The sequence below is a fragment of the Streptomyces sp. NPDC038707 genome (assembly GCF_040636485.1).
Classification (GTDB): domain Bacteria; phylum Actinomycetota; class Actinomycetes; order Streptomycetales; family Streptomycetaceae; genus Streptomyces.
This window is the reverse complement of sequence record NZ_JBEZUP010000013.1, coordinates 214,241-234,152: the sequence shown is the minus strand read 5'-3', so window position 1 is coordinate 234,152 and position 19,912 is coordinate 214,241. Positions and strand designations below refer to the sequence as shown.

At 66.7% G+C, this 19,912-nt stretch carries 15 protein-coding genes and 2 pseudogenes; 5 read left to right on the top strand and 12 right to left on the bottom strand.

The window, feature by feature from the left end:
• Window positions 1-240 precede the first annotated feature (240 nt).
• Window positions 241-804 carry a hypothetical protein gene (locus AB0E62_RS20205; RefSeq protein ID WP_362195149.1) on the top strand — a complete coding sequence of 188 codons (564 nt, stop codon included), beginning with the start codon at window positions 241-243 and terminating at the stop codon, window positions 802-804.
• Window positions 805-1,240: 436 nt separating this feature from the next.
• On the opposite strand, the pseudogene AB0E62_RS20200 reads toward AB0E62_RS20205, so the two are convergent.
• From AB0E62_RS20200 to AB0E62_RS20180, 5 genes and pseudogenes are all read right to left on the bottom strand, one after another.
• A pseudogene (locus AB0E62_RS20200) lies at window positions 1,241-1,576 on the bottom strand (bifunctional DNA primase/polymerase); the annotation flags it as partial.
• Between the two features lie 86 nt (window positions 1,577-1,662).
• Window positions 1,663-2,132: pseudogene (gene ssb, locus AB0E62_RS20195) on the bottom strand (single-stranded DNA-binding protein).
• A gap of 5 nt (window positions 2,133-2,137) precedes the next feature.
• Window positions 2,138-2,320, bottom strand: a complete 183-nt coding sequence (locus AB0E62_RS20190) for a hypothetical protein (protein ID WP_362195147.1) — start codon at window positions 2,318-2,320, stop codon at window positions 2,138-2,140.
• 14 nt (window positions 2,321-2,334) lie between these two features.
• On the bottom strand, window positions 2,335-3,030 hold the full coding sequence (locus tag AB0E62_RS20185) for a hypothetical protein (protein WP_362195144.1): 696 nt from the start codon (window positions 3,028-3,030) through the stop codon (window positions 2,335-2,337).
• A 96-nt stretch (window positions 3,031-3,126) separates the two neighbouring features.
• A complete protein-coding gene (locus AB0E62_RS20180) occupies window positions 3,127-3,264 on the bottom strand; it encodes a hypothetical protein (RefSeq protein ID WP_362195141.1) in 138 nt (45 codons plus the stop codon).
• A gap of 53 nt (window positions 3,265-3,317) precedes the next feature.
• Between AB0E62_RS20180 and AB0E62_RS20175 the strand changes: the two genes are divergently transcribed.
• Both AB0E62_RS20175 and AB0E62_RS20170 read left to right on the top strand, forming a co-directional pair.
• On the top strand, window positions 3,318-3,905 hold the full coding sequence (locus AB0E62_RS20175) for a hypothetical protein (protein WP_362195138.1): 588 nt from the start codon (window positions 3,318-3,320) through the stop codon (window positions 3,903-3,905).
• Between the two features lie 30 nt (window positions 3,906-3,935).
• On the top strand, window positions 3,936-4,514 hold the full coding sequence (locus tag AB0E62_RS20170) for a hypothetical protein (RefSeq protein WP_362195136.1): 579 nt from the start codon (window positions 3,936-3,938) through the stop codon (window positions 4,512-4,514).
• Between the two features lie 186 nt (window positions 4,515-4,700).
• On the opposite strand, the gene AB0E62_RS20165 is transcribed toward AB0E62_RS20170, so the two are convergent.
• The 6 genes from AB0E62_RS20165 to AB0E62_RS20140 form a co-directional block, all read right to left on the bottom strand.
• Complete coding sequence (locus AB0E62_RS20165) at window positions 4,701-6,548, bottom strand: hypothetical protein (protein ID WP_362195133.1); 1,848 nt, start codon at window positions 6,546-6,548, stop codon at window positions 4,701-4,703.
• Window positions 6,549-7,842: 1,294 nt separating this feature from the next.
• Complete coding sequence (locus tag AB0E62_RS20160; RefSeq protein ID WP_362195131.1) at window positions 7,843-11,526, bottom strand: DEAD/DEAH box helicase family protein; 3,684 nt, start codon at window positions 11,524-11,526, stop codon at window positions 7,843-7,845.
• Between the two features lie 210 nt (window positions 11,527-11,736).
• Window positions 11,737-12,951 (bottom strand): restriction endonuclease subunit S, encoded by a 1,215-nt coding sequence (locus AB0E62_RS20155; protein WP_362195128.1) that lies wholly within the window; start codon window positions 12,949-12,951, stop codon window positions 11,737-11,739.
• Complete coding sequence (locus AB0E62_RS20150) at window positions 12,948-14,477, bottom strand: class I SAM-dependent DNA methyltransferase (RefSeq protein ID WP_362195125.1); 1,530 nt, start codon at window positions 14,475-14,477, stop codon at window positions 12,948-12,950. Before AB0E62_RS20150 ends, AB0E62_RS20155 begins: the two co-directional genes overlap by 4 nt.
• A 105-nt stretch (window positions 14,478-14,582) precedes the next feature.
• Complete coding sequence (locus AB0E62_RS20145) at window positions 14,583-15,845, bottom strand: MFS transporter (RefSeq protein ID WP_362195122.1); 1,263 nt, start codon at window positions 15,843-15,845, stop codon at window positions 14,583-14,585.
• A 118-nt stretch (window positions 15,846-15,963) separates the two neighbouring features.
• Window positions 15,964-16,317, bottom strand: coding sequence for a helix-turn-helix domain-containing protein (locus tag AB0E62_RS20140; RefSeq protein WP_362195176.1), 354 nt, complete (start codon window positions 16,315-16,317; stop codon window positions 15,964-15,966).
• 161 nt (window positions 16,318-16,478) lie between these two features.
• Between AB0E62_RS20140 and AB0E62_RS20135 the strand changes: the two genes are divergently transcribed.
• Window positions 16,479-17,744: an MFS transporter gene (locus tag AB0E62_RS20135; protein WP_362195119.1), complete on the top strand. Its 1,266-nt coding sequence runs from the start codon at window positions 16,479-16,481 to the stop codon at window positions 17,742-17,744.
• A gap of 175 nt (window positions 17,745-17,919) precedes the next feature.
• Here AB0E62_RS20135 and AB0E62_RS20130 read toward each other — a convergent pair whose 3' ends face one another.
• Complete coding sequence (locus AB0E62_RS20130) at window positions 17,920-18,936, bottom strand: Ku protein (protein ID WP_362195116.1); 1,017 nt, start codon at window positions 18,934-18,936, stop codon at window positions 17,920-17,922.
• A 53-nt stretch (window positions 18,937-18,989) separates the two neighbouring features.
• Between AB0E62_RS20130 and ligD the strand changes: the two genes are divergently transcribed.
• The gene (gene ligD / locus AB0E62_RS20125; protein ID WP_362195113.1) at window positions 18,990-19,877 is read left to right on the top strand and encodes a non-homologous end-joining DNA ligase; all 888 of its coding nucleotides are present in this window, start codon (window positions 18,990-18,992) and stop codon (window positions 19,875-19,877) included.
• Window positions 19,878-19,912: the final 35 nt, after the last annotated feature.

The window sequence follows — 19,912 nt, the reverse complement described above, 5'->3', positions numbered from 1 at the left end:
ACCCTGACGACACGACCAGGGCACTCGGCGGCCAACAACATGGGGGGTCAGTTTTCAGAGACTCGCCGGGGGTCAGATTTCAGAGAGCGTTGACAGCATCTTGCAGATATCGAACTGCTGGGACACGGCATCGGCCATGCCATGGGCATGCGGGGTGGCTTGTCTATCCGTTCAGCTTCCGGTGATGTCACCGACGAGGCTCGCGCCGCTTGGCCAGATGGGCCAGCCGCTTTTGATCTGATGCTGGCGAATACCCGTGAGCAGCTTGAGCGCTCGATGCTACGAGGGCCCACTGACGCCGAGGTGCCAGACCTTAAGGCAAACGGGTGGGACCCGACAGTCGCTAAGAGAAGCGCTGAAAACCGAGCTGAATCGGAGCGGCAGCTAGCTGAACGCCTCGACAATGATCCGCAGTATTGGAACCGCCTGCGCGACGTAGTACAGGCCCGGTACATGTCTCTCGAAGTCATAGACATGCTCACCCAGGCACTCCTTGACCGAGGCAGAACACTTGCTGAAGTAGTCACGGGCAGAGACTCGATCCGGGCCTTCGCGGACTGCATGCCAAGCGCCGACGTCCATACGACCCTCACAGAGGCGGCGCATCGTAACCGCCAGAAGTCATGGGAGCCGAACGACATCTTCGATATCGATGCACTGAGCATCGCGGTGCCGTACTGCGACGTGGTCGTAACCGAACGCTATGCGTCCCATGTCCTCCACGCTGCCCACCTCCCGCGAGGGATGAAAACCGAAGTAGTTCCCAGACTCAAGGACCTAACAGAATGGCTGGATCACCAGTGAGTGTGCGGCCCCCGTCCGCACACTCACACGGCGGCTTCCTACCCCCAGCCCATGCTCTTTTCGATCTTCTTGTTGTTTCCCGCCTCGCTGTCGTCGATGACGCCCGCGTAGCGGCGGTGGATGACCTCTGGGGAGTTGCCGGCGCGCCGGGCCACTTCGGCTACAGGGAGACCTGCGCGCAGCCAGTTCGTGATGCATGTGGCCCGGAGGTGGTAGGGCTTCCGGGCCAGGGGCGAGTCCACCTTGTCCGGCGGGAGCGCCAGCGGTCTGGCCTCCTGCCACACCCGCCAGTAGCTGGAGGTGCCGAGCAGTTCCCCCCATTCGTTGGGAAGAGCCGCCCGTCTTTGGCGGTGCCGAACTCCTTGAGGTGTGCCCGGAGTATCGCCACCAACACGGGCGGAATCGGCACCGGCCGGTCCGTGCCTGGCTCGCGTGCGGGGATGGACTGGCCGTGGCGCTCGCAGAGCAGGGCGAGCACGTCGGCGCCGTCGGTGAGACCGAGCGCGGCCCATTCGGCCGGCGGGGTGTCGTCCGGGCCCTTGGAGGTGTCGAGGTCGACGACGATGAATCCGGAGGGGCCGGTAGCGATGCCGACGTTGTAGGGGGCGTGCGTCCAGCACCGGGTGATGCGCTCGCGGTCGGTGGTGGCGCGGGTCTCACAGTCACGGACGGCGGGGCGCTTGGCGCCAGGGATGAGCGGGAAGACGTGCCAGCCGCGCGACGCAGCGTCAAGTGCAGCGCTGAGCTGGGCAGAGCCGTCCAGTTGAGGCATGCTGGAGGTTCTCCTGTTCTGTCGAAGGGACAAGGGAGCCGGGGCGGGCGCGGTCTTGTGGTGAGAGGCGCCCGCCCCGGGCGTGTCTAGAACGGGGGTTCGTCGCTGAATCCCGAACCGGAGCCCTGAGCGGCTCCGGCCGCGGCGGGTGCGGCGGTGCTCCACGCGTCGGTGGTCGGACCGGAGGCGGCGCCGTTGCGCTGGACGCGTTCGACCTTGGCCGTGGCGAAGCGCAGCGAGGGGCCGATGTCGTCGACTTCCAGCGCGAGCATGGAACGGTTCTCGCCCTGCTCGTTCTGCTGACGCAGACGGCCTGTGACGACCACGCGCGTGCCCTTGGTCAGGCTCTCGGCAACGTGGTTGGCCAGCTCCCGCCAGGCGGTGCAGCGCAGGAACATCGCGGTGCCGTCGCGCCACTGGCCGGTGGCCTTGTCGTAGGTGCGCGGGGTGGAGGCCCGGAGAACCGGGCGATGGCGTCGCCCCCGGCGGTGAAGCGCAGTTCGGGGTCTGCGGCGAGGTTGCCGACGATGGTGATGGGGGTCTCTCCCACGGACATGTGGATCACTCGCTTTCGGTGGTGGGGTTGGTGCTGGAGTCGCGGTGGTCGGCGGTGAAGTACAGCCGGGTGCGCTTGCCGTCGCGGGTGGGGTACTGACGTGCCGGGCCGGTGTCGAACGCGGCGGCCAGAGCGGTGCTGGCGCGGTCGGCGTCGCCCGGCGGGCAGATGACGCGGATCTCGAACACGGCTCTTCTCTCGCTCAGTTGGCATCGAGGGTGGGTTGCTGCCAGGTGGGCAACGCTCCGAGGACGCGAGTGCGCCAGCGCAGCGCGTAGGGCAGGCAGTTGGCGCAGTCCTTGTGCGTGTGGCCGGGCAGCGGGGGTCTGCGGCGTGCGTGGTAGCTCCACGCCGCGGAATCGGCGGAGGCGAGCAGGTGCCCGACCTGTTCCAGACCGAGGGTCTTGAAGCCAAAGCCGTGCAGGCGCAGTCCGCGCGCGGCCATGGCTGTGACGATCGCGGCGCCCTCGCGGGTGGACTGCAACCGGCACACCGAGCCCAGCCCCACCACGGGTTCCCGGGCGAGGTCGACGCCGGCCCGCGCGTAGCGCTCGGCGCACCATTCGTAGTCCGGGACCGTGCGGCCTTGTAGGACGGGGATGATGCGCAGTTCCGGGGCGAGGGAGCGCAGTTCGAGGAAGTTCGCCACGGTGCGGTGCTGGTGCTCGCGCACGCTCAGGTGCGTCCCGGCGAAGGTGAGTGGGCCCGCGGTGCCGCCGTGGATGATGAGGTCTTCGCACATCCAGTCTTGCGGTGCGGCCCAGTCGTAGGGGCCGACGCACTCCCAGATGCGGCGCAGGTCGTCCACGTACTGGCGCGGCGTGCGCGTCCAGCGGCCGTGCCGCTGGAGTTCGGTGAACCCGCCGGAGTCCACCGCGGTACGGGCCCTGCGCCGCATCGAGCTTGACCGCGGCGGTGAAGTGCTCGGACTTCAGGAACAGCGGCACGCGGGTCAGGCGCACCCAGTGCCGTTTGTGGGTGGTCAGGTAGAACCTCACCGATCCCCCCGCGCGGCCGGGAGCTCCGGGAGCCCCGCGGCTTCCAGCGCCTGGGGGTCGAAGCCGGGCAGCGCGGCGCGGGTGACAAGGGCCTGCGCGAGCTGTTCGGCGTAGGCGGCGCCGGTGCGGGCCACTTCAGCTCCTGCTCGCGGCTCTCGGGGTGGGCGGAACCCTGGCAGCAGCGATCTTGACGCAAGTTCTTCAGAAGAGAGCCGAACGAGAGCGGAGGGCTGCCGAAGATCTACGCAGGTGGCATGCGGAACACTTTCGCGCCGCCAAAGAGCTTCTCTACAAGATCAAGGAAACGGAACGCATCCTCGCGAGTGCGTGCGCCTCTCTCCCCAACGAAGAGGGGGATGCGCGGCTCCGGCGGACCGGGTACACGACGCTACTCACCGTCCGCGACACCGATGTGCCTCAGCCCACCGACGACGCGATGGTCTTCGATGCTGTGCACCTAGAGATCGTCCAAGAGGCGCTACAGCAGGCGCACACACTCCTTGAAGAAGCAGAGCACCTGACTGCCGAGATCTCCATTCTGTCCGAGGGCGATACGCCGCATGCTGCGAACGTCATGTTCGAGGCCGCATGGGACGCGGCCGGCGCCTTGGAGACAACCCGCGGCACCCAGGACGCAGCCTTCCGCGCGGTCATTGCCATGCAGGATCCGATAGCAGCGTTCCAGGCGTCGGTGCGGGAAGAGCTCGGCGTGGCGACACCCTCGCCCCACCGGGGTGTTACAGCCTTCAGGAGCAACCCGGGCCGAGCGGACTAGGTTCTGTCCCGTCGGCCACAATGCTGTGCTGTGAACAGTGAGACAGCAGCCGCCCTTATCGGCGCTGGCGCGGGCATCATCGGCGCCGTGGTGGGTGGAGGCGGTGCGGTCGCAGCTGCGCGGATCACCGCTAGCAGGGGAGCCAAGGCCAATCAAGAGCAGTGGCACCGGCAGACCAGGCGCGATGCCTACGCCAATCTGATCCTCGTGTCACAGGACGTCCTTGAGGACATCTTCCGGTTCCGGCGCACAGCGCACGAAGGGAATCTCAGCCGCGAAAGCGCCGCCGAGACATACGCACGCCTGACGGAGCGAATAGCCGAAGTGCGGGCAGCGAGAATCGCTGTGGAGATCGAAGGACCCGATGGCATCGATAGGTTCACCAGGCCTGTCCTCGTCAACCTCCTTCGTGCGGTTGAAGGGCTACACCCCGACGTGCTCATCGTAGAGGACGGCGGGCTGGCCGTGCCTGAGCAGTTCGAAGAAGGGTTCAGCCAGGCAGGGTTCGCCGTATCGGATCTAACGTGGTGCGCCCGCGAAATCCTCAGCGCACACGAAATCACCAGCGCCAGACACCTGCACCCCCCGTTTCACGACCACACCAGGTGACCGGCAGCCAGGGGCATCGTGCAGCAGTGTCTCTTAGCTCGCGGCCCTGCGTGGCTGGTCCCGCGTGTCCAAGTGTCCCAGTAGCCGGGGTGATCTGCGAAAACAGGTGGGCCAGCGAGAAACCGCCCTGTCCCACCTGTCCGAACCAATGCTGCCCCCGTGCGTCAGCCCATGAAAATCGGTGCATTACGTTCGAGAGTCGGCGGCGGGGAGCCCAGGAATTGGCATTGGGGCTGGCAAGCGGTCGTGCACGTTCGCCAGCTTCTGAAGCAGGTAGCGAGCAACTGACGGAACCCTTTCTCGCTTAGGCTTGGCAAGATGTTCCGTCAGGCGATAAATGAGCGATTCAACATCATTCGCTCGCACGCATTGGCCATCTCCACTTAGGACGTTTGTTTGCCGGATGGCAACTAGCACCAACTCAAGACGGCGCACCAAGACCTCAGATTTGCCGCTCTCTTCGAATGAGGAGCACATAACTAGCGTGTTGTGAATCGCCAAGCGGAGCACCACGCCAAACGCAACTTCATGATGGCCCCTAGCGACCCTCACCGAGTACTCCGCTGGCATGAAGACGAAGGCAGGCAACACCGGGAAGAGGGTACGCGCTTCGTCCCAGACAGGGAACATAGCATCCAGCGCCGGGCGGCTTACCACGACCGGAACTGATTCGGAGCCGCGAATACTCACAGCAACTTCTTTTAGATTCTCCAGAAAACGGGAAGTCCACATTGCCGCCTGAAGACCAGGATAAAAAGAGTCCATCCCCCAGCGGTCCAACACCACTTCGAGGCGACCACGCCCATAGCACCAATCGTGGACCGAGAGCCCACTACTACCGAAAGCGTTGAGAGCATTCCTCTCGCGCAGCGCACGGACTCCCTGCGGCGGATCGCTCTCGTCAAGGAAGCGCGCAAGTTCTGGCATCTCGGCTCGAAGCGCCATCAATGCACAGTCGAACCCCACCATGAATGCGTACGCCCGCTCGATTCCATCAGCAAGATCTTCTACCGCAGTGGTGTCCTCGCCGACACAAATTAGCTCGCGATCTTCATCCCATTCGAAGTCTTCGTGAGCGGCTCCGTTTCGGACAGCCGGCAGTATCGCCTGTGCTGCATCCTGAAGGACTGGATGCCCATCAGCAACTAGCTGATCGCGCAATGATGCAATCTCGGGCAGCCTTCCAGATCGCCCTCGCAGCTCAAGGACCGTCCATGCACAAGGTCGGAGCTGGCCCTCGACCACCCTGCGATAGATGTCGAGCATGCAGAAGGCCCGCTGCTGAGCAGTTGATGCATTCCTGAGGTTCTGCTGGGCTTGAACGATCCCCTGGTGGTTAGCCGCGCTTCGGTCGGTCCGCGCCCTCAGGCGCCTAATCGGCTCTGCGAAAATCGGGTCTGCCGAAAATCCGCTTCTTACGATGCGCGAAGCAAAGAATGCCGAGCGCAGCACCAACAGGGGCCTTCCACTCTGTGTATAGGCCCACGCGAGATCGACTGCACTTTCGACTTCCAGTGGCTTCTTCGCTAGCTCGGAAAGCACAGAAGATAGGCGTTTATAGAGCACGCCAATACGCCCCCGATAGTTCGCCAGAAGGCGCGACGACAAAAAGATCCCTCGTTGATCACAGATTTCATCGCGCGCAACGCCAAAGATCTGAACGCACGTTTCACTCGGCAGACTTGGCGTGGCGCTTGTGATCGAGTCCAGCTTGGCCTGCAGCTCATCCACATGCCGCAGGCCATCAGGAAATCCACAAGCAGCGTCATCAAGAACTTGGATCGCAAAATCATGCAAGCACTCTCGCAAGTGCAGTACTTCCTGCGAGAGTCCAGATTTGAGCACGGCCAAGTACCACAGATTTTCTTCTCGCGACTTTACGTCATGCACCAAGTCGAGCGCGCGTTTCTTGATCCCCTTAGCGTTCCCCTCCGAAACAGCGGCCGCCAGCGCATCCATTGGGCCACCGAGAAGCCACTCCTCTTCACAGAGCCCTGCATCCCACAGGGACTGCTCCCAGTCGTCCTGGGCCACGGGAGCACTGGCCCGCGGCGGTTCAGTCAGCTGACCGAGTTCGTTTCTCGCTGCCTGCAGGATGCGTGCCAAGGCTTCTGTCGGGAGAGACATGGCTTCATGCTCTCGAAGCTTGCCGTTCCGAGCCATCGATTTGTGGTCACGTCAGGCTGAACGTGTAGGCGGCAACGGGCTGTTGGCCTGGGCAGGCATACCCTCAAACTGTCTGATGTGACTGATCTTGAGGACGCATACACGAGCTGGCTCGCCTCCCTTCATCGCCTGGTCTCGGATCCACCGAGCCTCGCTCAGTGGCAGGACCGGCGGTTCGCCTTCGCCCATCAGGTGGGTGACTTGCTGACGCGCGCGAACGGCCAGCGCTCCCCAGTGACCGGGCCTGTCCTGTACGGGGTCTTCACCAGTGGCGGGCTGTGCTACGTCGGTCAAACTCAAGAGGGGGAACGGCGGCTTCGTGATCTCCCTGTCGGAGAGAGTCACCACGTCGCCAACACCGTCCCTCCGGAACTCTGGGAAAGCGTCGTCGTGCTGCGGTGGCCGGAGCTGCTGGCACATATCAGCGCGTCGGAACGTGTGACCGCGTCTGCACTCGGGCCCGTTGTCTGCGGCTTGGTCCTCGAGCACCGTCTTCAAGTAGCCACATCGCCGCCGCTCAACAGTCGGCGCAGAGACAGCCGCGGTGGGTGGCGTGCAAGGAATCATGTGGCCAGTCGGTCACGGGGCGCCGTTCACGCGGCGTCCCTACCAGAGTTGTGGCAGTGCACTTGGGAGGCATGGACCACACTGGCGAACCTCGATGCCCCGGGCCTCAACCTCTTTCGCGCGGACGCGGGAGCGGGGCACATAGTGTTTCCCGGGGCGCTGCACAGAAGCCAATCGAACACGTCCTGACGACGGGTTCTCCGCTTGGACTAGGCATGGCGCCGCACGGCCATCGTGTGAGGGGCGTGTGAATCGGGAGAGCGTGCGATCTTCCCGAAGGATTCGTGCAGGTCAGAGCAATATTTTGACACTGCGGGATCACGCTCTCCGGAGCCGTGTGCGCAGGTTCGAATCCTGCCGGGGGCACCTTGGATTAGGTGTCTGTAGACCCCGTCATCAGCGGATGCGCTGAGGGCGGGGTCTTGGCGTTTGTGCGGGCGGGTGTGGTCGCCCCAGGTGCCATGCCTGCGGCGTCAAGCAGGTCACAGGTGTCGAGCGGCCTGAAAGACCTCGATACCTCACTCGTCCGCGCCGGCGGATACGACGCCGGGCACCCACGGTGTACGGAGTGCCCGGCGTCGCACCCGAGTGCGTGCTACGCGGCCAGATCGGTGGGCAGTGCGCGCTTGCGGAGCTCCGTGACGATGACCTTGAGCTCGGCGGCCTCCTCCTTGCTGAAGTAGCCGAACAGATTCTTCGGGAAGCGGTCGGTGAAGGGGCTCCGGAAGAGGTCCTGGGGTTCCAGGTAGCCGCGCTTGGTCAGCGCGTCGACGATCAGATTGAGGAAGTCCCACTGCTGGGAGCTCAGCTGCCGGCCCGAAGTGAAGCCCTCGAACGCCCGCTGCGCAGCGGCACGATCCAGACCGCTGATGGAACGGACGAACAAGCCCAGCCCCGGCCCCTGCCGCACCACGTGTTCCAGATCCTCCGAGGAGGCCACGCCATCGTCCAGGAACGCCTTCTCCAGCGCCTTGAGATCGTCGGCGGTGATCTGCTCATTGTGCGTGAGCTTGTGCACAGCGGGGTTGTCGGGATGCTTGTCCAGGTAAGCCCGGGTCTTGGCGCGGAAGCGGTCGATGTCGGTACCGACCTGCATGCCCGGCAGCTCCATTTCCACGGGCACGCCGAGCTCATCCTCGAAGTCGGTGTAGACGATCTTGCGCTTGGTGGGCGGGTCGATCAACTTGACCAGCGGGCGCAGCCGACGTCGCAGGTCTTCGAGCATGGGCAGAGTCACGTCCTGCCACCACTCGTCCCCCGCGCACGCAGACAGCAGTTCCGCCTGCTTCTCCACGTCGGGGATGTTGCGCTTGCCGAGCAGGTTCTCGGCGATCTGCTGCATCTCCGCGCGGCGCCTGGCGTAGTCGCGGCTGCCTTCCAGGGCGGCGAGCTGCAGCTCGTACGCCTTGAGATCGAAGCGCCTGGCCTCCTCGCCCGGGTTATTCCCCTCCTCGCGCCATTCACTGGGCAGACCGAGCAGGCCGGAGCGGAGCAGGTGGTCGGCCTCGTCGTCCAGGACGCGCCAGGCCGTGAAGTGACTGAAGCGCTCCACCTCACGGCGATGCGGCCGTACGAGAACGTTGTGCTCAGGAGACATGCCGCTCACGGTGCAGTGCAACCGATGCGCGAGGGACCAGCGCAGCTCCTGTTCGGTGGCGTACGCATCGGCGCCGGCGTCGCGGGCCGGGTCCGGGGGCGTGCGTCGGTCGAGGGCACGGATCAGTTCCAGCTGGCGCACCTGGGTGCGTTCGGCGAGGGAAAGGGTGGTGCGTCCGTCGCGGACGGGGAGGTCGGCGCTGAAGTAGGCGAGGTTGCCGCAGAAGTCGAAGACCTGGAAATTCTTCTTGGCGTACTCGGGATTGTCCGGGTCGGGACCGAAGAGAGCCGGGCGCAGGCGGGTGCCACGGCCCATCATCTGCCAGAACTTCGTCTTGGAGTAGACAGGCTTGGCGAAGACCAGATTGACCACCTCGGGCACGTCGACGCCGGTGTCCAACATATCGACGGAGATGGCGATGTCCGGGGCATCGTCCGGGTTCTTCGGCTCGGGGTCGGCGAAGGCGTCCAGCAGGGCCTGGGCGCGCTTTTCCTTGTACGTGATGACGCGGGCTTTCTTGCCGCCGTACTGCGGGTAGTTGGCGTTGAAACGCTTCTCGATGAACCTGGCGTGGTCGTTGCTGCGGGCGAAGACGATCGTCTTCCCGAGGCGGTCACCGCCCTCGACCTTGATGCCGTACGTCATCAGGGTTTCCAGCATCTTGTCCACGGTGTCCGTGTTGAACAGGTACTTGTTCAACTCGTTCGCGGAGACGGAGTCCGGTATGCGGCCGTCCTCGCTCCACTCCAGGCTGTCCCACTCGGCCTTCTCCTCGTCGGAGAGACTGGCGTACCGGATACCCAGCTCCATGAACTTCAGCGGCACCCTGATCGGGACGGGCGGGACGAGGTAGCCCTCGCGAACGGCGTCGTCCAGGTCGTAGAAGTCGGTGGGGACGCCGTCCTCCAACTGGAAGAGGCGGAAGGTGTTGCGGTCGATCTCGTTCTTCGGGGTGGCGGTCAGTCCGAGCAGAAGCGAGTCGAAGTACTCGAAGATCCAGCGGTACTTGTCGTAGACCGAGCGATGGGCCTCGTCGATGACGATGAGGTCGAAGAAGCCGGGGCCGAAGCGCCGATGGCCGTCAGCGTCGGTCTGGCCTATGAGGTTCATCATCGTCTGGTAGGTCGAGAAGTAGACCCGGGCGTCCTCCTTCTTCTCCTCCAGTAGGTTGACGGTCGGCGTCTGCTTCAGGTTGGCGTCGAACGCGCGCTTGGCCTGGGTGACCAGGGCCTCGCGGTCCGCGAGGAAGAGGGCGCGCTGCACCCATCCAGCCCGCTGGAGGACGTCGGTGAGGGCCGCGGTGGTACGCGTCTTCCCGGTACCGGTCGCCATCACCAGCAGGGCCTCGCGCTGCCGCTTCTCGAACGCCTCGCCCACGCGCGCGATGGCCCGCTTCTGGTACGGCCGTCCTGCGATGTCCTCGTTGACGGGCGTGTGGAGCAGCGAACGCCGGCGGGCGCGCTGCTGGATGCGCCAGAGGAGTTCCTTCTTCGTGAGGAAGCCCTGAATGCGGCGGGGCGGGTAGTTGATCTCCCGTGCGTCGTCCCAGAGGTAGGTTTCGTAGCCGTTGGTGTAGAAAATCACCGGACGGCGGTTGAACCGGGCCTCCAACGCATTCGCGTACAGCCTGGCCTGTTCCTGCCCCTCACGGGCGTCGAGCCGGGTGCGCTTGGCCTCGACGAGGGCGAGCGGCTTGCCGTCGTCGCCCCACAGCACGTAGTCGACCCGTCCCCTGCCGCTCTTGGTCGGCATCCCGTCGACTTCGTACTCGATGTCCTTGCCGCGCGTGAAGTTCTCCCAGCCGGCCTCGCGCAACAGAACGTCGATGAAGGCCTCGCGGGTTGCCTCTTCGTCGTAGTCGTGGATGTCGGGGATCTGCTTGTTCTGCTGTGTGATGTCCGCAATGCGCCGCCGGGCCTCTTCCAGCTGGCGCTTCAGTTCTTCATTGGCGGCCTCGAGCCGTTCCCAGCGTTCCTGAAGATCCTTCTCCTGCTGCCGCTTCTGCTTCAGCAGCTCCTGCTGCTTCGCCTGGTGGGCCTGCGGGGAGAGGGGGCGCGGGACGAGGGTGAGATCAAAGGCGAGGTCAGACGGTGGCAGGGTGTGCCGCCCGCTGTCGGTGTAGTTGCGGGCGAACCAGTACAGGAGGTGGAACAGTTCGCGGAGGCTGTCGAGCGCCAGCTTGACCGGCACGGGTGCGGGCTTGTGCACCGCACGGTTCCCGTTGATGCGGACCAGGTCCATTTTGGCGATCAGACCAGGAGTGACCAGCTGTTTGAAGCTCGGCGCCTTGGTCATCGCGTTCAGGTCCATCTTGTACGGAGGGACCAGGCGACGGTCGTTTCTGTACATCCACTCCACGGCCTGTTCGAGAACGAACCGGGAGTAGAAGGCGGAGGCGCGCGGGTCGGCATGGGCCAGACGCTCGGCCTTGCGGGCGTCGTCGTAGAGGGTGGCCCAGGCCTCCTGGAGGAAAACGAAGTTCCCGGCGGCGATGGTGGCTCCCCGGGCGGCGAGACCTCCTCCGGCACGGACGTTGCCGTCGTGAGCGGCCTTGAGGTCCGCGGGCGTCGGGATGGGGCCACTGGGCGGGGCGGGCTTTGCCTGACCAGGTGACTGCATGGTCGGCGTCGGCTGCGTCAGGCTGTTGTCTCGCGCGTCCTCGTGGCTGCGGTCAGTGGCCATGGCGGCGGTGTGTCCTCCCCCTCGGTGTTCACAGGGAAGCGCCCGCCTCCCCGTAGCGTTCTTCTTGCGTCCCGCACCAGAAGGTGCGTCACAGCCGGGCCGTGTACGAGGTGCGTCGTGGTGCGGCCGGGCGATCGGTAGTGCCGCGGTGTCCGTTCGACGGAGCCGGGCTGGACGGGTCAGGCCGGGCATGCCTGATCCGTGCTCGCGTCACGTGGACATGGGCTCGCGATCCCAGAAGGTGCCGTTGAAAGCACGCTGCCGGACGGAGGTGAAGAGCTCGTCGAGCTTGGCGAGGTGGTCACGGTGGAGGTTCCGCGCGCGCAGGACGGCTTGCACCCGCTCCTGGAACTCGATCTGCCACCCCTTGCCGGGAAGAGGGATCTTCACCGCCCCCATCGTCTTCTGGTTCACCTTGTACGTTCCGTTGGTCGTGCGTGCCACAGCCTCGACCTGCCGCCGAACAGCGGAGGTCTTCCAAATTGCCTCCAGGTACTCCGGGACAATCAGATCCTCACGGATCGGGGCGGCCAGCACCGTATCCGGATAGACAACGTCCGGGATGGCGACCGAAGAAAACCTGCCTACTCCGACCAACCGTTTGTTTCCGTTACCACGAACCAGCATGAACATGTTCGACTTCACGGAGTACTCTTTTGTCGGGTCCGATTCGAAGAGACCGATCTTCCAGGCCGACTCGTCAAAATCACCACGCGTCAGAGACGAGAGGGTGAGCACCTTTCCCTCACATGTCCCCTTGGACGAGGGAGAAATTCCATTGCGAAGGCGACGCTGCAGCACGTCGTCGAGGCACGCGATCTCCGCATCTCCTGGGAGCGTTTTCCAAATGATCGACGAGACGAGGTCATCGAGGAGGGCCATGGACTGGCGCCGCTTGACGCGCAGGGTGTCCACCTGGTCCAGGACTTCGACGATGCGCTCTTGTTCACGCATCTCTGGCAGAGGAACAGCAAGGGAGCCGCAGCGCTTCAGATCAAGATTGGAGATGTTCGTGGTCTGACGGCTGTAACTACGGACCGTGGCCTGGACCTTCGGCGACGAGAACCAGTGGTACAGATAGCGCCTGTTCACCCGCGCGCTGTCCCCGCGGAGCACAGTCACGAATCCACCGAAGGTGGTCCTGCGATCAAGCTCCGGAATCCAGGAACACTTACCGACCAAATTCCAGCTGTTAGCGCTGGAAATAAGGATGTCACCTTCCTGGGTGTACTGCTCTTCTCGTTTCACATGGTGCGGGCTGATTGCCCACACATCACTGAGGTCGAGTTCGGTCTGGACGTTCTTCGTCCGCAGGACGTCAACCGTGTCTTCGGGGCTGTCCTCGACGATGTCGTCCGGCTTGAAGGTCACTCCTCGCACGAAGGAAGCGATGTCCCCGAGCGGCACGGTGCGCACAGAACTCACGCCAGCATCCCCTCCAACTTCGCCATCCCTTCCTCGATCTGCTTGTTGAGTCGCCTCAAGTCGGAAAGGATTTCGGACGGCGGACGCGCTTCGATCTCCTCGTGCACGATCTGCCTGTAGCGGCTGAGCGAGAGGTCGTAGTCGTTCTCCACGATCTCGGACTTCGGGACCGTGAAGGACTGAGCGGTGCGAGGGCGCCCGCGTTCCGAATCCGCGCGGTGGAACCAGCGGGCGAGTACGTCCGGAAGGTTGTTCTTCTCATGCTCGGAGCTTGTGAGCGCGCCGCCGGGGCGGACACCGAGCTTGTCCTCGGCGAGAAGCGGCGTGCGCTTGTCATCGAGTGAGAAACCGTCGGCCTGGACGTCGTAGAACCAGACGTCGTCCGTGCCCCCGGTGTCGGTGCGGGTGAAGAAGAGAATGGCTGCCGAGACGCCCGTGTACGGCTTGAAGACGCCGGAAGCGAGCTTGACGACTGCGTCGAGCTTCTGCTCTTCCACCAGCATTCGGCGTAGTTCCTTGTGCGCCTTGGTGGAGCCGAAGAGAACGCCGTCCGGGACGATGACGGCCGCTCGACCACCCGGCTTGAGCATGCGCAGGAACAGCGCCAGGAACAGCAGTTCCGTCTTCTTGGTCTTGACCGTGCGCAGGAGGTTGGCCGCCGTGGACTCGTAGTCCAGGCTGCCCGCGAACGGCGGGTTCGCGAGGATCAGCGAGTACTCCTCGTCATCGCCGAACTCCGCTCCGGCCTGGGAGAGGGAGTCACGATGGCGGATGTCCGGGTTGGCGACACCGTGGAGAAGCATGTTCATCGACCCGATGCGAAGCATCGTCGAGTCGAAGTCGAAGCCGTGGAACATCTCCTCGTCGAAATGTCGGCGTTCCTCCGTGCCGAGCAGGTCCTGCCCATGCTCACGCTTCAGATAGGCCGCGGACTGGACGAGAAAGCCGGCCGTACCGCAGGCCGGGTCACAGATCTTGTCGCCGGGACGCGGCTGGGTCATCTCGACCATCAGATCGATGATGTGCCGCGGGGTACGGAACTGGCCGTTCTGACCGGAAGTGGCGATCTTCGCGAGCATGTACTCGTAGATGTCGCCCTTGGTGTCGCTGTCCTCCATTGCGTCGGCGATGGCATCGAGCTGGTCGACGACCTTCGCCAGGAGACTCGGGCTCGGGATCTCGAAACGAGCGTCCCTCATGTGATGCGAGTATGTGGAGTCCTCGCCGCCCATGCGCCGCAGATACGGAAAGACGCCCTGGCTGACCACATCGAACATGGTCTGCGGTTGCATCGTGCGGAAGTTCTGCCACCGCAGGTCTTGCTGGTCCTCCGTGAAGAACGGGTGCGGGTCGGAAACCCCGGAGAACTCGGCCGCCTGGTCCTTGTCCGTCTGCAGGTCGTCCAGACGCTTGATGAAGAGCAGATAGGTGATCTGCTCCATGACCTGCAGCGGGTTGGAGATGCCGCCCGACCAGAACGCGTCCCAGACACGTCCCACCTTGCTCTTCAGTTCACCCGTAATCACACGAGGATCCTACGGCCCCTGAGCCCCATGTCGAGCCGCCTCGTTTTTCGATCTCGGGCGGCACCACGGCCCGGGGAGGGCGGGTTCTCTGTGTTTTCGGTTGGGTCAGAGCCGGCCCCGGCCGTCGCGTGAGGGAGTGGGTCCCGTGGGGTGTCCGGCCGGCTGGGGTGGGGCCGGGGCGTCTGCCGGAGCCGGCCTCGCCGTGCGCATGCGGGTGTACGCGTACACGCAGCCCGCCAGGGCCAGGTCCGACAGGAGCATGTAGGCGATGGAGTAGGAGGACTTGGCGCTGTAGACGGCGCCCATGATCAGGGGTGGGACGAAGCCGCCGAGGCCGCCTGTCGCGCCGACGATGCCGGTGACGCTGCCCACCTGGGGCTGGGGGGTGACCCGGGAGACCAGGGCGAAGACCGAGCCGCTGGCCGTGCCGAGGCCCGCCGCCATCAGCAGGAGGCAGACCGTGGCAGTGGGGACCAGGACCGGGTCGAAGGACTGGATGATCGCCAGGACCGCGACCAGGCCCAGCGCCCAGGCCGTGACCGTGGCCGGGTGGACGCGGTCGGCGAGCCAGCCGCCGAGGGGGCGGAAGATGACCGTGACGAGGGCGAAGCCGGCCGCCCGGGTGCCGGCGTCGGTGGGGGTGAGCCCGTACCAGGTGCGCAGGTAGGTGGGGAGGTAGACGCCGAACGCGACGATGCCGCCGAAGCCGATCGCGTAGAGCGCCGACAGTTCCCAGGTGACGCGGAGGCGGCCCGCCTGGGTGAGGCGCGTGGTCAGGGGGGTCGACGGGATCTGGCGGTCGGGTCGGTCGTTGATCAGGACGGCGGCCAGGACGGCGTACACCGCCAGGGCGATCGCCATGACCAGGAAGGGCAGGTTCTCGCCCCGGTGGTACATGCGCGGGGTGAGGAAGCCGGACAGCGCCACGCCGCCCATGCCCATGCCGAAGACGCCGAGGGCCGCGCCCCGGTGGGCGGGCGGGAACCAGGAGTTGACCAGCGGCACACCGATCGCGAACGTCGTGCCGCCGAGGCCCAGGACGAAGCCCACCAGGAGCAGGGCCACGTAGGACGACCGGGCCGGGATCAGGAGCAGGACGGGGATGATCGTCAGGGCGCTGGTCAGCGGGAACATCAGGCGGGCGCCGTAGCGGTCGGTGAGCGCGCCGACCGGGACCCGGCCGAGCGATCCGACCAGGACCGGGACCGCGACGAGCAGGGACTGGGCCGACGCGCCCATGTGCAGGCGTTTGTCGAAGTCGCCGGCGAGCGGGGCGACGAGGTTCCAGGCCCAGAAGGTGAGGGTGAAGCCGACGGTGGCCATGACCAGGTTGCGCCAGGCCGCCGCGGAGGGTCTGTCACCGGTCATCGTCACACTCACTCCCAGGAGATCGGCCGCCCCGGCTGCCCCTCCCCTCGCGACGACTCCATGGTCGGGGACCGGGTCGCGGTCCGCATCCCGGGTACTCCGGCAGTCCCGCCCGGTTTCAGTCGCCGTCCGGCGGGGTCCACGCGGCGACGAGGTCCAGCAGGCCGGGGAAGCGGGCGTTCAGGTCGGTCACCCGGACCTGGCTGCGGCGCTCAAGGCCGTACTGGCGCTGCCGGGTGACGCCCGCCTCGCGCAGGGCCCGGAAGTGGTGGGTCAGCGAGGACTTGGGGCGGTCCAGGCCGAACCAGCCGCAGGTGTGGTCGAACTCCTCCGACTCCAGCAGGAGCTTGCGGACGATCCGCAGCCTGAGCGGGTCGCTGAGCGCGCTCAGCACGGTTTCCAGCCTGATGTCGGCGGCGGCCGGCTCGGGCAGCGGGTCGGGGAGGCCGGGGGGCGCCGGCGGCTCCTCGATGCCCGTGGCCGTCGGCTGGGTCGCTTCGGTCCTGTGCCCGGTCAACTGCCACTCCCTCTCACGGAGTTCATGTACGACTCAGATCGTACTGCATGCTAAGTTCGACTCCGCTCGTACAAGTACGACTTGACTCGTACTGAAGTCCAGGGGAGGACTCTGCCATGACGACGGCGACCGCCGGTGTGCGTGCCCGGGAAGCGGCGGACGGGGGTGAGGTGCCCGTCCGGTGGGTCTGGCTCGCCGCCTGGCCCGTGACGGCGGTGTTCGTGCTGTCCAACGCGGCCACCCCGCTGTATGTGCTGTGGCAGCGCGAGATGGGGTTCAGCAGGGGCACGCTGACCGTGGTCTTCGCCTGTTACATCGCGGGGCTGCTCGGGTCCCTGCTGGTCTCCGGGGTCGTCTCCGACCGCGTCGGGCGCAAGCCCGTGCTGCTGCCCGCGCTGGGGCTCGCCCTCGTCGCCTGCCTCGTCTTCGCGACCGCCGGCGGCGTGGGGGCGCTGGTCGCGGCCCGGCTGTGCACCGGTGTCGCGGTGGGGGCGGTGGTCTCGGCCGGGATGGCCGCGGTGACGGATGTGGCGGGGCCAGGTCGGCGGCGGCTCGCGGCGCTGCTCGCCTCCTGCGCGATGGTGTCCGGGGCGGGGCTGGGGCCGCTGCTGGCCGGCGTGCTGTCCGAGACGCTCCCCGGACCCACGGTCACCGTGTTCGCGGTGGAGGCGGTGCTGCTGGCGTCGGCCGTGGCGGTCGTGCTCCGGATGCCGGTCCGAGACGCTCGTGGTGACGGCGACGGCGGCAGTGACGGTGACCGTGGTCGTGGGGTCGGGGGGTGGGTGCGGGTGCCTGGGGTGCCACGGGGTGCCGGGTGGCAGCTCGCCCTGGGGATCGCCGTGTTCGCGCCCGGGATCACTGCCACGTCCTTCGTGCTGTCGCTCGGGCCGTCGCTGCTGGCGGGGCTGCTCGGCACGGGGAGCCGGGTCGTCTCCGGGGCGCTGGCGTTCGCGATGTTCCTGTGCGCCGCGGGGGTGCAGTTCGCGGTACGACGACTGGGGCGGCGCACGGTGCTGGCCGCGGGTGCCGGTGCCACCGCCCTCGGCATGGCCGCGCTCGTCTGCGCCGTGCACACCGGGTCGGTGGCGGCGCTGGCCGGGGCGGCGGCGCTGGCGGGGGCCGGGCAGGGGATGGGGCAGCTCGGCGGGCTGTCGCTGCTGAACTCGGCCGTACCGGGGGCGCGGCTCGCCGAGGCCAACGCGGCGCTGAACGTGGGGGGTTACCTTCCCGCCGGGCTCCTGCCGGTGAGCGCGGGGTTTCTGAGCGACGCGGTGGGGCTGACGACGGGGGCGACGGTCTTCGGCACGGCGCTGGCGGGGCTGGCCCTGGCGGGAGGCGGGGTGGTGCTGCTCGGGCGGGGGCGGGTGCCCTCGGCCGGCTGACGGGACGGGCGGGGTCCGTGTCTTCAGCCGGCTGACGGATGCGGGTGGGGCGGGATGGGGTGGGGTGGGGCGGGGCCCGTCCGCATGCGTCAGCCGGAGCGAGACCAACCGCTCCCGCCCGGGTCGTCAGGGAGCGGCTCCACTGCGCGCTCCCGCCCGCACACCCCCGCGGCCCTCACGCCGTGCGTTTGCGGGATGCCGTCTTCTTCTGTGCCGTCTTCTTTCCCGCCGTGCTCTTCGCCGTCGTCGTCTTCTTCGCCGTCCCCTCCCCCGCCTTGGCCGTCGACTTGCGGGCGGGGGCGGCCTTCTTCGCGGCCGGGGTCTTCTTCGTCGACGTGGACTTCTTGGCGCCCGTCTCCTTCGGTGCCGACGCACCCCGGCGCAGTTGTCTGACCTCCGCCTCCTCCTCCGGCGCACCCCGGGACTCGCGGGCCGCACGGACGCTGTTCTCCAGGGCGGCCATCAGGTCCAGCACCTTGCCGCCGGCGGCGGGGGCCGGGGACTCGGGCGGGGCCTCGCCGGTGGCCTTGGCGGCGATGACCTCCTCCAGTGCCTCCCGGTACTCGTCGTGCAGGTCCTCCAGGTCGACCTCGCCGAGGGTGTCCATCAGGGCGTCCGCGAGGTCCAGCTCCTTGTCCCGGATGGTGACGTGCTCGTCCGGCGCGACACCCTCCGGGGCCCGGACCTCGTCCGGCCACAGCAGGCCGTGCATGGCGATGGCTTCGCCGACCACGCGCAGCATGCCGAGCCGCTCCCGCCCGCGCAGCGCGTACTTGGCGATGGCGACCTTGTTGCTGCGCTTGAGCGCCTCGCGCAGCAGGGTGTACGGCTTGGCGGCCTGGGCCCCGCCGGCCGCGAGGTAGTACGCCGCGCCCATCTGGAGCGGGTCGATCCGGTCGGCCGGCACGAAGGCCACGATCTCGATGGTGCGGGCGGTGGGGATGGGCAGGTGGGAGAGGTCCTCGTCGGTGATCGGGATCATCGTGCCGTCGGCGTCCTCGTACGCCTTGCCGATCTCGGCCTGGCTGACCTCGCGGTCCTCCAGTTCGCAGACCTTGCGGTAGCGGATGCGGCCGTTGTCCTCGGTGTGGACCTGACGGAAGGAGATCGCGTGGCTCTCCGTGGCGTTCACCAGCTTGATCGGGATGCTGACCAGGCCGAAGGAGATCGCGCCGTTCCATATCGATCGCACGTGCCGCACCCTTCCACTGCAGTTTTCTCCGGTTTGTCTGGGATTGTCATCCTATGACGCCTATCACAGAGGTGGAGGGGCGCCGGGTCGCGCTCAGCAACCTGGAGAAGGTGCTCTATCCGGAGACCGGCTTCACCAAGGCGGAGCTGGTGCACTACTACGCGACCACCGCCACCGCCCTGCTGCCGCACCTGCGCGACCGGGCGGTGTCCTTCCTGCGCTATCCGGACGGGCCCGGAGGACAGCGGTTCTTCACCAAGAACGTGCCGCCGGGTACGCCCGAGTGGGTCACCACCGCCGAGGTCCCCCGCTCCTCCGCGGACAGCCCGGCCCGGATGGTGCTCGTCCAGGACCTGCCGAGCCTGGTCTGGGCGGCCAACCTGGTCGCCGAGTTCCACACCCACCAGTGGCTGGTGCAGCGCCCCGAGGAGGCGGACCGGCTGGTCTTCGACCTCGACCCGGGGCCGCCCGCGCACATCGTGCACTGCTGCGAGGTCGCCCTGTGGCTGCGCGAGCGGCTCGCGGCGGACGGGATCGAGGCGTACCCGAAGACCGCCGGGTCGAAGGGGCTGCACCTGCTGGCGGCGGTGCGCGGCGGTTCGTCCGAGCGGACGTCCGAGTACGCGAAGGCGCTGGCGGTGGAGGCCGAGCGGGCGCTGCCCCGGCTGGTGGTGCACCGGATGACGAAAAGCCTCAGGCCGGGGAAGGTGTTCGTCGACTGGAGCCAGAACGCGGCCCGCAAGACCACGGCCGCCCCCTACACCGTGCGCGCCCGCCCGGCCCCGCTGGTGTCCGCGCCGGTGACCTGGGAGGAGGTCGCCGACTGCCGCGACCCCGCGCAGCTGGGGTTCCGGGCCGACGACATCGCCCCGCGTCTGGCGGCCCACGGCGACCTGATGGCTCCCCTGCTGGATCCGGCGTCGGCCGCCGCGCTGCCGTGACCGGCGCCCGCCCACCGCCGTCCCGCGACTGGCGG

Excerpts from the sequence above, each read along its gene's own strand:
- AB0E62_RS20135 (WP_362195119.1), top strand. The coding sequence starts at position 16,479 with ATGACGACGGCGACCGCCGGTGTGCGTGCCCGGGAAGCGGCGGACGGG.
- AB0E62_RS20160 (WP_362195131.1), bottom strand. The coding sequence starts at position 11,526 with ATGGCCACTGACCGCAGCCACGAGGACGCGCGAGACAACAGCCTGACG.
- ligD (WP_362195113.1), top strand. The coding sequence starts at position 18,990 with ATGACGCCTATCACAGAGGTGGAGGGGCGCCGGGTCGCGCTCAGCAAC.
- AB0E62_RS20185 (WP_362195144.1), bottom strand. The coding sequence starts at position 3,030 with ATGCGGCGCAGGGCCCGTACCGCGGTGGACTCCGGCGGGTTCACCGAA.
- AB0E62_RS20205 (WP_362195149.1), top strand. The coding sequence starts at position 241 with ATGCTGGCGAATACCCGTGAGCAGCTTGAGCGCTCGATGCTACGAGGG.
- AB0E62_RS20145 (WP_362195122.1), bottom strand. The coding sequence starts at position 15,845 with ATGACCGGTGACAGACCCTCCGCGGCGGCCTGGCGCAACCTGGTCATG.